Origin of the sequence: Chloroflexus sp. (assembly GCF_034432675.1) — a bacterium.
GTDB lineage: Bacteria > Chloroflexota > Chloroflexia > Chloroflexales > Chloroflexaceae > Chloroflexus.
On sequence record NZ_DAOUBI010000157.1, the window covers coordinates 1 to 12066 of the forward strand.

A 12066-nucleotide genomic window follows, 5' to 3' on the forward strand; every position below is an offset into this window, starting at 1 on the left:
AAAACATCTACTAGGAAGGTATCACATTCAATGCCGACCGCTTCCATGATCGTGACGAGGACACCCGGCATTCGCGTGACCAGCCGGGTCAACGACCTGACACGTGCCAGATCGTGTGTGCGGCTGGCGCGGCAGCATGGCTGCCGCACTCCAAACGTCGCGACACGCGGATGATGAGCGAGCAAGGCAACCAATCCAGCGCGTGATAGCACCACAGATGGTTGTTAGAGCGCGACAGTACAGCGTTATATGAAATAAGTTTTTCCTCCGTATGGCCGACACTTAATTTGACATAAATGTTCAATCAACAAAACTTCGTTCCATTCTCAATTGTGGAGGTTGCAATGAATCGAGCTCAGCAGAGCCGCTTATTTCCAATCATTGTTGGTGGGTACGGCGTGCTGTGGGCAATCTTCGGGCTGATCAACCTTAATGTTGACCTGATTAATCTATCAGGGCGTGGGATGGAGGGGCTGGCTGCGCAGGTCGGGATTGTGTTCTTCGGTGTACCTTCGCTGGTATTCGCTATGCTGCTGCTGGTATGCGCGGTTGGTCTCTGGCATGAACGACGCTGGGCGTTGATGATGGCGCTGCTACTCGCGGTTATTCAGTTGCTGGTTGGCGTTTTGATCAGTTTCGTACCCGCTGAGATAGCGTATGCCGGTATCGCCGGCGCACTGATGGCCGCGGCAGCACTGTGGTATATCGTCAGACGACTGCGGGCTGGTGGGTAGGAGGCATCACACCTTCACCCCCGACCCCGCTTCCACAGCGCGGGAAAGGGGACGCAGAAGCCTGCATCGAGGCGTTCTGATCGTGTCTCCGCCCCAGCTCTGCCAGCATTCCATGCATGCATCACCGGACTACAACACGCACGGTGATGTGATATAGTTTTCCATGCATTTGGGATATTCCTTGAGTAACATCAATAACAATGCTAGCATACCGTGATAATGTACCATTTATGGTTCCCTACCGGCCTAACCCGCTCTTCCGGGGGCGGGATAAAGAGCTTGCCGGCCTCGAACGACTGGTGTGCGGTCATAAGCAGGTGACGGTGGTGATTAGTGGGATGGCCGGCGTGGGTGAGAGCCAACTGGCTGGCGAGTGTGCTCACCGGCTCCGCGACCACTTTCCCGGTGGAGTCTTCTGGCTGTCGATGACCAACCCTGATGACATCCAGGTCCAGGTAGCACTCTGCGGCGGGCCTGATGAGCTGAACCTGCCCGGTTGGGACGGGTTAAGCCTGGAGGATCGGGTGGCTGGCGTCAAACGGGCGTGGGCGATACCGGTGCGTCGCCTGATCATCTTCGATAACCTGGAGGACAGGGAACTGCTGGCGCAGTGGCGGCCCAACACTGGTGGTGCGCAGGTGCTGGTCACCAGCCGGCGCGGTGACTAGCGGGCAACGGATGGTGTCACCGAATTGCCGTTGCGTCCGCTGGATCGGTCGGCGAGCTATCAGGTTTTGCTGAAACCACGAGCTTATGAACAGGGTCGGCAGCAGGCGTATGAGCAGGCTCGGCAGATTGAGGCATGGCTGGCCGATCCGCAGCAGCGGGCGGCTGCCGATGCGATCTGTGATGGGCTGGAGACCTGCCCCTGGCGCTGGCGCTGGCCGGTGCCTATCTGGCCGCCAAACCGCGGCTGGCGCTGGCCGACTATCACCGGCGGTTGCAGGAATCGTTACTGGCCGACCCGGCGCTGACTGATGCGATGGCGGCTGACGCCGGCCTGCCAACCAAATATTAGCGCAGCGTTGCTGCCGCACTGACCCTGAGCTATGAGCAGCTTACCCCAGAGAAGGATGCCGCAGCGCTGACCATGTTCCACCGACTGGCCTGGCTGGCAGCGCTACCGGTACCAGAGGAGCTCTTGACCGCGTTGAGCGACGGTCAGTCTCCCGATCCGGCCCTGCGTCGGCTGCGGGCAGTTGGGCTAATTGACCAGCGTGAGATACAGCTCCATCGCCTGGTTGCTGCTTTCGGCCGTGATCCAGAACCGGCAGTGACTTTCACTGCCACCGTGACGGCAATGCTGGCAGTGATAGATGAGCAGGACCTGATCGGATGCCGCTGGTGGGGATACCCTACCGGCCACATCTGGAGGAGCTGTGCCGGCACGCGGATCAGTTAGCAGAGACGCTGACGGCCCGACTGCTCACGACAACCGGCCGGTTGCTCTATGTGCAGGAGTCGTATGCGGTAGCCCGCCCGCTTTATGAACGGGCGCTGGCGATATACGAACGTACCCTCGGCCCCGACCACCCGGATACTCGCATCATCCGAACTAATCTGACAGACCTGAACACAGAGTAAGTAGAACTCGTCATCACTTCTCCAGTGGTGGCATTTCTAGTGCAACATAGCATCCGATATGTTTCACTAAAATATACCCGATAGAACCGCCAGAAACCTTCGTTTGTAGAGTTACTGTTCCACATCTTGAGCAGCGTAGGGCGAAACGCTAGAGCCTAATCCCCGTGACCAGCGTGGTCAGCGGCGGCCACGCGCCGGATCGCGAGCACGGCTGGTGCGGCAGCATGGCTGCCGCACGCCAAACTGCGCAACACGTGCATAATGCGCGGGCGCGGCACCTAGTTCGGCGTGCGCTAGTCCTCCTCACGGCTTGTAGGAAATATGTTCTACAGCGCCGTTCCCTGCTCTGCCATTGAACGACCGGCTTATGGGCCACACGCACGCTGTTTGCTGGTACCATGAAGGAAACGAAGGGGTTGCGATATGCACCCTGAACATACAGCAGATGCTCTTTGTTATCCAGGAGTTGTTTATGTCAATAAATGGCAGGGAACCAGCAGCGGCTCGTAATGTGTTGGGTGGCCCGCTGGCACTGTGCAGTCAGCAACCGCTGACCGGTTTTTTTCGGACAGGCTGTTGTGACACCGGGCCGCACGATGTCGGTTTGCACGTTGTCTGTGCGCAGGTCACGGCGGAGTTTTTGCGTTTTAGCCGTGCCCGTGGCAATGACCTGATCACGCCCCGACCCGAATATCGCTTTCCAGGGCTGAAGCCGGGTGATCGGTGGTGTCTCTGTGCGCTGCGCTGGCTGGAAGCCTATGAGGCCGGCGTTGCGCCGCCTGTGATCCTCGCGGCAACCCACGAAGCTGCGCTGACGGTGATTCCGCGGGCAGTGCTGCTGGCACATGCGTTGGATGTGCCGGAAGACGCGGGCACGGTGTAGTCTGATCGCCGCGTTAACACATCTCTACCTTTCGGCTGATGCCGGTCTAACGGAGCTATGCTATGCTGTAGATGGCGCATCAGCAGAGAAGATGACCGTCCATCCGCCGGTTCTGTCCGGCTTGCGCCTGCGTGAAGCAGCGTGTGCGAACGATGACGTCCCGTTGTGGATTGATGCGCCTTGGGGAAGCGTCACGCACAGATGTACGGTTGTCGGCGAGAGGAGCATGTGTATGTTTACCCGTTTTCTGAAGTTCTTGCGTCGGCTTGGCCAGATTCACCCGGCTGTGATCGCTATCGCGCCTGATCGCACGTGGTAGAGAGTACGGTACAATGAACGAGATGGTATTCGTTCATTGAACAAGGAGCGCACCAATGGCCCGTGTCGGTATCTATGGCGCAACCGGGTACACCGGGATTGAGCTGATCAAACTGCTCTCCCGCCACCCGGAGGTTGAGATAGGCTTTGCAACCGCTCGCTCTACTGCCGGGCAGCGCCTGAGCGAGGTCTTTCCGATCCTGAGCGATCTGCGATTGACCGCGGTGGAGGAGGTCGATCCGGCGACGGTTGATCTCGTCTTTGCCTGTCTCCCCCACAACACCCCCGATTTGATTCCCATCGTGCAACGAGCGCTGGCTGCGGGTGCCAGAGTGGTCGATTTCTCCGACACCTTTCGCATCAGTGATCCGCAGGTCTACGCTGCGCGGCGCGGAAAGGAACATCCGGCACCGGAGTTGCTCGCTCAGGCTGTGTATGGATTGCCGGAGCTACATCGCGAGCGAATCCGGCAGTCGCGGTTGGTTGCCAATACCGGCTGTTATCCATTGACCGCCATTCTGCCGCTGGTGCCACTGGTGCGCGCCGATCTGCTTGCCGACTCGACGGTGATTGTTGATAGTAAGTCAGGCGTCTCCGGCGCCGGTCGCTCGCTGTCGCTCAAGACCCACTTCGGCGAAACCCACGAAACGTTCAGCGCCTACAATATTGGGCGCGTCCATCGCCATCTGGCCGAAATGGAGCAGGAGACCGGCCTGCATATCATCTTCGCCCCCCATCTCCTGCCGGTTTTCCGTGGCATCCTTTCAACAATTTATGTCAACTTAAAGCCGGAGGTTGACGAGGCAACGCTGGCCGCAGTCTATGCCGATGCCTATGCGGCTGAGCCTTTCGTCCATGTCTTGCCGGGCGGACGGTTGCCGGAGCTGCGCCACGTGCAACACACGAATCATGTGGTGATCGGTTATCAGATGGTTGAGCCAGGGCGGGCGATTCTGGTGGCGGTGATCGATAATCTGGTAAAGGGGGCCGCCGGACAGGCAGTGCAGAATATGAATTTGCTGCTGGGGTTTGCCGAGACGGCGGGGCTGATGGGGTAAACTGCACCACTGGGTGCAGTAGACTATTACGGGGCAGGGTTTGTTCCTGCCCCGGTCAGTTCTTTAGCAGAATTACGTCAATGCCTTTTCGGTTTCGCGGTCGAAGATGTGCATCTTCTCCATGTCGAAGACCACGTCGATAGTGTGGCCGGTGCGAGCGTTCGAGCGCGGATCGAAGCGACCAATAAACTCTTTGCCGCTACTCTCAACGTAGGCGTAGATCTCGGCTCCCATTGGCTCAACCACGTTAACTGCTGCGTGAACCTTTGCCCGTTCATCAACGCCACGGGGCACGAAATGCGCATCGTGCAGGTCTTCGGGGCGAATGCCGAAGTAGACGTTCTTACCGATGTGGCTGCTGACGTGATCGAGCTTGCTTGCCGGTACCGGCAGGACAAAATCTTTGCCGACAACCACACTCACCCCGCCATCGGTACGTTCCAGGCGCGCCTCGAAGAAGTTCATCGCCGGGCTGCCAATAAAGCCGGCCACGAACATGTTGGCCGGGTGATTGTAGAGGTTCTGGGGTGTGTCGAGTTGCTGCAAGATACCATCACGCATGACGGCAATACGTGACCCCATGGTCATCGCCTCGGTCTGGTCGTGGGTGACGTAGATGAAGGTGGTCTTGAGGCGCTGGTGGAGCTTGCTGATCTCGGCGCGGGTCTGCACGCGCAGCTTGGCGTCAAGGTTGGAGAGTGGCTCGTCCATTAAGAAGACGGCGGGATCGCGGACGATGGCGCGGCCCAACGCAACACGCTGGCGCTGACCACCCGAAAGCGCTTTTGGTTTGCGGTCGAGGAGGTGGCCGATGCTCAGCATCTCTGCCGCTTCCTTTACCCGGCGGTCGATTTCGGCTTTGGGAACGCGACGGAGTTTGAGACCAAAGGCCATGTTGTCGTAGACGCTCATGTGGGGATAGAGCGCATACGACTGGAAGACCATTGCGATGTCGCGATCCTTGGGTGGCACGTCGGTCACATCACGGTCACCGATGAAGATGCGGCCCTCGGTGATCTCTTCCAGGCCGGCCAGACAGCGGAGAGCGGTTGACTTTCCGCAGCCCGAAGGACCTACCAGCACCAGAAATTCACCGTCGGTAATGTCAAGGTCGAGATTCTTGAGCACAGTTACTTCGCCGAAGCGCTTCCAGACGTGGTCATACTTAATCGAGGCCATTTTCTGACTCCTTTTATGAGGCGAGACGCCTCACCACAAGAACCGATATATTCCTCAACCGGCTGCACGCACCGGCGCAGCGGTGGAGTGACGAACAATCAGGCGTAACGGCAGGAGGGTTACATCCGGCACGTTGCGCCGTTCAACCAGCCCGATCAGATGCCGGGCAAGCACTGTACCAAGCTCGCGATGTGGAGCGTGGAGCGTGGTAAGCGGCGGATAGGTATGGGCGGCCAGGGGCAAATCATCACAACCAACAACCGAAACATCCTTCCCCACTGTCAAACCGGCATCGCGGATGGCGTGCATGGCACCAAAGGCGAGCGTATCAGACGCCGCCAGCACTGCTGTCGGTGGTGTCCGCATTGCCAGCAGCTCCTGCATTGCATTGACGCCATCGTCTTCACTGCTTCCGGCTTCGATCACCAGGGCCGCTTCACGGCGAAGGCCATGGGCATGGAGTGCTGCCCGGTAACCAGTGTAGAAATGTTCGCTCACACTGAGATCAGAGGCGGCAGTGATGAGGGCAATGCGACGATGACCGAGCCGCGCCAGGTGATTGACGGCCTGTTCAGCGCCGGCCCGGAGATCAAAACCGGCAACCGGGCAGGAGAGACCGGGAGTCGGCGCACCGATGGCAATGGTGGGAACGCCGGCAGCCGCCAGACGCACTGGCCGCTCGTCGTTGCGACGGATATCGAAGATGACCAGACCATCAACTCGACCACTACGGGCCAGTCGCAACGCCAGTTCGTCTTCGGATTCGGCAGTAGTGGGGGATGCAATCAACAGGCAATAGCCGGCGGTGGTGGCTGCCTCGCTCAAACCGGCCAGGAGTTCGGCAGTCGCCGGGTCGGCCAGACGACCGGCAATGCCGGGAGCGACAATGCCGATGGTGTGCGAGCGGGTGCGCAGGGCACGCGCACTGTGGTTGGGTTGATACCCCAGCTCGGCGACCGCGGCCAAGACGCGCGCCCGGGTTGGTTCACTGACCACACCGGTCCCGTTGAGGACATAGGAGACGGTTGCGGTTGATACCTGCGCCCGGCGTGCAACATCTTTGATCGTAGCCACGGTCTTCTCGCTCGTTAGTTAAACGATTAAGCGGTTAATCGATTAAGTGAAGTATAGCACGCGGAGGTGTTGATGTCAAGGGATGAGTTCACTAGAGACACGGAGGATCCAACAGAGGATGTGGTGGTAGAAGTTATCTCGTTAATCATCTCATGATCGTGACGAGCACACACAGCATTGCCGTGACCGGCAGCATGAACAACGTGACACGCGCCAGACACCAAGCACGGCTGTTGCGGCAGCATGGCTGCCGCACGCCAAACGCCGCGACACGCACATGATGCGCGGGAAAAGCAATCAATTCAGTAGCTGTGGTGAAAATATCCTATCGCTCTCCAGAGTTCACCCCGTACTCGCCGCTATCTGGTATCATCAGTGCGTGTACTGAAGTGATATGGAGATACGGTCATGCAACATGTCATTCACGGCCCAGCCGGTACCGCTACGTTCGATGGTCACGGTCAGATCGTTTTTACTCACGAAGGCCGCACGATCTTGTGCTGTCGAGGAGTAACAGCACATGCATACGGTACGGATATACCGACTACCGGTGTTGTGAGTGCTGATGTTACCGAGCATCAGGCTCGTCTTCACTACGCGACCACGCGCCCAGAGGTGATACTGCGCCTGACAATTGAGACAACGCCTATCGGCTTTCGCTTGATCTGGTCTGGCCCGCCCAATCTGCCGGCACTGCGGGTTGAATGGCAGCTTGAACCAGGAGGCCCCTGGTACGGTATGGGTGAGCGCGTGTTTCAGCACTGGCCGCTCGACCGTGGAGTGGTGATTTCCGATCCATTTGAGCCAATTGACCATGGTCGTGACGGCACGCTAAATATCGCAACTCCCTTCTGGATGAATGCGGTCGGGGCTGCGATCTGGCTGGAAGAGGGTGATGGAGAGCTGGCAGTGACGATGAACCGCGACGGTGATGAGTTGTTGCGTATCACTGTGCGCGAGGCGCCACCGCCGCCTACGCTCGGCTTCGATGAACGCTATGCCGCGCCTGGCCCGGCACTGGTTGCCCAGGTGATTCTGGCGGCCAATGCGCCCGCTGCATTTTACACGGCACTGCCGCTGTTGGGCCGACCGGCCGCTGCTCCGCCGCTGGAGTTGTTTAGCCGCCCGATCTGGACGACCTGGGCACATTATAAGATGTCGGTCACCCAACGGGATGTGTCCGATTTTGCAGCTCAGATCGTTACCCGTGGTTATCCCTACTCGGTGCTGGAGATTGATGATCGCTGGCAACGGGGCTATGGGGCGTATGTGTTCGATCCGCGGAAGTTCCCCGATCCGCGGGCGATGGTGGATGAGCTGCACGCAGCCGGTTTTAAGGTGACGCTCTGGACACCAACGTTTTTCGATCCGGCTGACCCGGCCTTTGCGGTCGCGGCGCGGCGCGGGTATCTGATCCGTCATCCCGCCGATAATGCACCTTATCTGGTGCGGTGGTGGCAGGGCTACGGCGGTGTGCTCGATATGACCAATCCTGAAGCGGTGGCGTGGTGGCTCAGTGAACTACGTGCTCTTCAGGCAGAGACCGGGGTCGATGGGTTTAAGTTTGATGCCGGTGAAGCCAATTTTATCCCGCCTGACGCCATCTGTTACGTGCGCGAGCCGCGCCGTCGCTATGCCGACCGCTACACCGAATTTGTGGCCGATCACTTTGCCTATACCGAGGTGCGCGTCGGTTGGCGCGGTCAGCGGCGTGGCATTCTCTACCGCGAGTGGGATAAGTGGAGTCGCTGGGGGATTGATAATGGTCTGCACAGTGTGCTGACGCAGGCGCTGACGCTCGGTCTGTGTGGATATCCATTTGTGCTGCCGGATATGATCGGCGGGAATGCGTATCAGGATGAGGTGCCGGATGGCGAGCTGATGGTGCGCTGGACGCAACTCTGTGCGTTGTTGCCAACGATGCAATTCAGCGTTCACCCGTGGCAGTACGGCGCCGAGGTTGACGCTATTTGCCGCCAGTATGCGCAACTCCACGTTGATCTGACGCCGTATCTGGCAACGCTGATCGAAGAGAATCTGCGCGATGGCACACCACTTGTACGCCCCCTCTTCTGGTACGCGCCAACGGATACGCAGGCATTGCATTGCGATGATCAGTTCCTGCTCGGTGCTCGCTATCTGGTGGCGCCGGTTGTCCGCCCCGGTCAGCGCCGGCGCGATGTCTACCTGCCGGCAGGAGTCTGGCGTGACTACTGGAGTGGTGCGGTTCATCAAGGGCCAGTCGCTCTCACCGATGTACCGGCGCCGCTTGAGCAGATGCCGCTCTTCGAGCGACAGGATGAACCGTCGGGCCAATGAACCGGTCAATCCCATAAACAACAGAGCTGTGAGGTGTATATGCAGCACTCCGTTCGCGTTCATCGTAACGGTATCGAGCTTGATGGAAAACCCTTTTATCTGCTCTCCGGTTGTGTCCACTACTTTCGCTGGCCGCGGGCCGAGTGGCGACCACTGCTCGAACAGGCGCGCTGGTCCGGTCTCAATACCATTGATACGGTGATCCCGTGGAACCGGCACGAACCACAACCCGGTGTGTTCGATTTTAGCGAGGAAGCCGATTTGGGGGCGTTTCTCGATTTGTGTCACGAATTGGGCCTGAAAGCGATTGTGCGCCCCGGCCCATACATCTGCGCCGAATGGGAGAATGGTGGTTTGCCGGCATGGTTGACGGCCAGCGGTGATATGCGTTTGCGCAGCGATGATCTGGCGTTCCGCGATGCGGTGTTGCGCTGGTTCGATACGCTGATGCCGATCCTGGTGCCGCGCCAGTATCCGCACGGCGGCCCGATTATTCTCTGCCAGATCGAGAATGAGCACTGGGCGTCGGGGGTGTACGGAGCTGACACGCATCAACAGACACTGGCTCAGGCCGCACTAGAGCGCGGTATTGTTGTTCCGCAGTACACCTGTATGGGGGCGATGCCCGGCTATCCAGAGTTTCGCAATGGCTGGAGTGGGATTGCCGAGAAGCTGGTGCAGACCCGCCAGCTTTGGCCTGATAATCCGCTGATCGTGTCGGAGTTGTGGAGTGGCTGGTTCGACAATTGGGGCGGTCATCGCCAGACCCGTAAGACGGCGGCCAAACTCGATATGACTCTCCACCAGCTTACCGCTGTGGGATGTGCCGGTTTCAGCCACTGGATGTGGGCCGGCGGTACCAATTTCGGTTTCTGGGGTGGGCGTACCGTCGGCGGTGACCTGATCCATATGACGACCAGCTACGACTATGACGCTCCAGTGGATGAGTATGGTCGACTGACCGCAAAGGCGCTGGTTGCCCGCCGCCATCATCTCTTCCTGAGCTGTTTCGGAGCCGACCTTTCGGCAGTGCTGGCCGATGCGCTCCCCGGCGGGATGACGGTGATTGCGCCGATGGCTGTTGCCGGACGGAGTGAGGGCGGTGCCCAGCCGTACCGTACCGTGCGCACCGGCCCTTCGGCGCCACCCGCGTGGCAACATTTCTGTGCCACCTTCCTGATGAATCCCGGTCTGGAAGCGGCCAGTTACGAGGTCTTTCTGCCTGATGGCGAACACTTGAGTGTCGAAGTTGAGCCAACGAGTATCCGGCCTATCTTTGCCAATCTGCCGTTGGGTGAGAGCGGGATTACCATCACCGGCCATACCGGGCGCATCCTCGGTTACTGGCCCGATCAGGGCACGCTGGTTATCTACGGCAACGAGGGCGAGCAGGGCAAACTGAGCTTGCAGCTTCCCAGTCCACCGGTTGGCATTCACGCCAATGATGCCGGACTGACGGCCAGAGTGCGTTTACGCGATCAGACGCTCCAGATCGAGTACTGGATTACGGCTGACGGACGCCGGATTGAAGTGGCCTGGGATGATCACGCTTTGTTGATCGAGCTGCTGCCACAACGTCTGGCCGAACGCTACGGTAGTCAACCGTTTCCGGTAGCCGCGCCGGTTCAACGCACGATGTTGCCTACCCGCGCCTTTGCAGTGCTAGAAGCGACTGCCAACACTGACTGGCAGCCGATTCCCGGCCCTGCCCCTCTCGAACAGATCGGCTGCCCGTATGGCTACGGCTGGTATCGAGCGGAAGTAGACTTGACCGCGCCGTTAGATACCGTCCTGGCTGTACCCGAACTCAACGACCGCGCCCTTGTGTTGCTCAACGGCGAATTTATCGGCGTCCTTGGTGTGCATCCGCATGGGCCACGCTACACGCTGCCCCTCAGCCTGCCTGCCGGTCGGCACGATCTGCGGCTGCTGGTCGATAATCTGGGCCGTTTCAATTACGGCTTGAATCTGGGGGAACGAAAAGGATTACTGGCGCCCCTGTACCTTGATGGCGCTCAGGCCGACATCTCGGACGGTTGGGCGGCCTACTGGCAAGAGGTGCAGTTCGCCGGTGAAGTCGTTGCCAACGTCAAGCCATGGGCGGCCCGCCCTGATGCAGTCAACGTACATCTCGGTCGCTTTGCCTGGTCGGGGCCGATGGTCTGGCTGATCCGCACCATCGAAGTTGTTGCCGGCAGACGCTACCGCGTCCACATCACTGGCGACCGCAATTCGGGTGTATTCTTCGTCAACGGCATTGCCGTCGAGCGTTTCAGTCGCCACCGCAGCGGTGGCTTCATCGCCACCGACATCACCGACCTGCTTAGACCGGGGATCAACACGCTGGCCTTGCAAATTCTCAACTACGCCGGAGCACCATGGCGAGCGACCCTTATCAGCTACGACGCCGACCGGCCCTTACCGGTGCGCTGGAGCTTCCGGGCCGGCGTGACGGTGAGCGATCAACCGGCTCCGCCAACCGGTCCCGCTTTCGTACAGGCTGTGTTTGCACGCAGTGACCTGCCGGTGAATCTGCGCCGATTGGCAGTGCGCCCCGGCACGCTCGACAAAGGCCAAATCTGGCTCAACGGCCAAAATTGCGGGCGTTTCTGGCAGATTGGGCCACAAGAGGAGTATAAGCTGCCGGTGTCATGGCTGACGGCACAGAACGAACTGCTGCTCTTCGTCGAGCAGGCGCGGAGCGGTGCGCTTGAGCTGGTGTATGAGGGGTAAGTCCTCACCCCCGGCCCCTCTCCCGTGCTGCACGCTATGCATTACCCATACCTGGTGTCAACCACGTGCGTATCAGCGGGGATGATCGCTATGGGTGCTGTTGTGAGCAACTGGTCCGTTGGCAGAGTGCGCTCCAGCCGTGCCAGCACGTGCTGGATGGATTGCCGTACCCGCTTGTTATGCA

General features: G+C 59.4%; 12 protein-coding genes. 9 read left to right on the forward strand and 3 right to left on the reverse strand.

Annotated features, from left to right (window positions below):
• A partial coding sequence (locus VAE55_RS11750; protein ID WP_322815970.1) for a hypothetical protein occupies positions 1–215 on the reverse strand: 215 nt, incomplete at its 3' end.
• A gap of 129 nt (positions 216–344) precedes the next feature.
• Here VAE55_RS11750 and VAE55_RS11755 point away from each other — a divergent pair.
• The 7 genes from VAE55_RS11755 (at position 345) to argC (ending at position 4577) form a co-directional block, all read left to right on the forward strand.
• Positions 345–734 carry a hypothetical protein gene (locus VAE55_RS11755; RefSeq protein ID WP_322815971.1) on the forward strand — a complete coding sequence of 130 codons (390 nt, stop codon included), beginning with the start codon at positions 345–347 and terminating at the stop codon, positions 732–734.
• A 200-nt stretch (positions 735–934) separates the two neighbouring features.
• Positions 935–1402, forward strand: coding sequence for an NB-ARC domain-containing protein (locus VAE55_RS11760; RefSeq protein WP_322815972.1), 468 nt, complete (start codon positions 935–937; stop codon positions 1400–1402).
• 24 nt (positions 1403–1426) lie between these two features.
• Positions 1427–1708, forward strand: coding sequence for a hypothetical protein (locus tag VAE55_RS11765; protein ID WP_322815973.1), 282 nt, complete (start codon positions 1427–1429; stop codon positions 1706–1708).
• Positions 1709–1824: 116 nt separating this feature from the next.
• Positions 1825–2136, forward strand: coding sequence for a hypothetical protein (locus VAE55_RS11770; protein WP_322815974.1), 312 nt, complete (start codon positions 1825–1827; stop codon positions 2134–2136).
• The gene (locus VAE55_RS11775) at positions 2070–2318 is read left to right on the forward strand and encodes a tetratricopeptide repeat protein (protein WP_322815975.1); all 249 of its coding nucleotides are present in this window, start codon (positions 2070–2072) and stop codon (positions 2316–2318) included. The genes VAE55_RS11770 and VAE55_RS11775 overlap by 67 nt, the downstream gene beginning before the upstream one ends.
• Positions 2319–2790: 472 nt before the next feature.
• Entirely contained in the window at positions 2791–3201 is a 411-nt protein-coding gene (locus VAE55_RS11780) for a DUF2237 domain-containing protein (RefSeq protein WP_322815976.1), read from the forward strand.
• Between the two features lie 374 nt (positions 3202–3575).
• On the forward strand, positions 3576–4577 hold the full coding sequence (argC, locus tag VAE55_RS11785; RefSeq protein WP_322815977.1) for an N-acetyl-gamma-glutamyl-phosphate reductase: 1002 nt from the start codon (positions 3576–3578) through the stop codon (positions 4575–4577).
• Positions 4578–4649: 72 nt separating this feature from the next.
• Here argC and VAE55_RS11790 read toward each other — a convergent pair whose 3' ends face one another.
• Together VAE55_RS11790 and VAE55_RS11795 are read right to left on the reverse strand one after the other, a co-directional pair.
• Positions 4650–5756: an ABC transporter ATP-binding protein gene (locus VAE55_RS11790; protein ID WP_322815978.1), complete on the reverse strand. Its 1107-nt coding sequence runs from the start codon at positions 5754–5756 to the stop codon at positions 4650–4652.
• 54 nt (positions 5757–5810) lie between these two features.
• Positions 5811–6830: a LacI family DNA-binding transcriptional regulator gene (locus VAE55_RS11795; RefSeq protein ID WP_322815979.1), complete on the reverse strand. Its 1020-nt coding sequence runs from the start codon at positions 6828–6830 to the stop codon at positions 5811–5813.
• A gap of 408 nt (positions 6831–7238) precedes the next feature.
• Between VAE55_RS11795 and VAE55_RS11800 the strand changes: the two genes are divergently transcribed.
• Together VAE55_RS11800 and VAE55_RS11805 are read left to right on the forward strand one after the other, a co-directional pair.
• Complete coding sequence (locus VAE55_RS11800; protein ID WP_322815980.1) at positions 7239–9149, forward strand: glycoside hydrolase family 31 protein; 1911 nt, start codon at positions 7239–7241, stop codon at positions 9147–9149.
• A 39-nt stretch (positions 9150–9188) separates the two neighbouring features.
• Positions 9189–11882, forward strand: coding sequence for a beta-galactosidase (locus VAE55_RS11805; RefSeq protein ID WP_322815981.1), 2694 nt, complete (start codon positions 9189–9191; stop codon positions 11880–11882).
• Positions 11883–12066: the final 184 nt, after the last annotated feature.

Bases quoted from the DNA above. Each gene is read 5' to 3' on its own strand.
- VAE55_RS11755 (WP_322815971.1), top strand. From the start codon at position 345: ATGAATCGAGCTCAGCAGAGCCGCTTATTTCCAATCATTGTTGGTGGG.
- VAE55_RS11760 (WP_322815972.1), top strand. From the start codon at position 935: ATGCTAGCATACCGTGATAATGTACCATTTATGGTTCCCTACCGGCCT.
- VAE55_RS11770 (WP_322815974.1), top strand. From the start codon at position 1,825: ATGTTCCACCGACTGGCCTGGCTGGCAGCGCTACCGGTACCAGAGGAG.
- VAE55_RS11775 (WP_322815975.1), top strand. From the start codon at position 2,070: ATGCCGCTGGTGGGGATACCCTACCGGCCACATCTGGAGGAGCTGTGC.
- VAE55_RS11780 (WP_322815976.1), top strand. From the start codon at position 2,791: ATGTCAATAAATGGCAGGGAACCAGCAGCGGCTCGTAATGTGTTGGGT.
- argC (WP_322815977.1), top strand. From the start codon at position 3,576: ATGGCCCGTGTCGGTATCTATGGCGCAACCGGGTACACCGGGATTGAG.
- VAE55_RS11790 (WP_322815978.1), bottom strand. From the start codon at position 5,756: ATGGCCTCGATTAAGTATGACCACGTCTGGAAGCGCTTCGGCGAAGTA.
- VAE55_RS11800 (WP_322815980.1), top strand. From the start codon at position 7,239: ATGCAACATGTCATTCACGGCCCAGCCGGTACCGCTACGTTCGATGGT.
- VAE55_RS11805 (WP_322815981.1), top strand. From the start codon at position 9,189: ATGCAGCACTCCGTTCGCGTTCATCGTAACGGTATCGAGCTTGATGGA.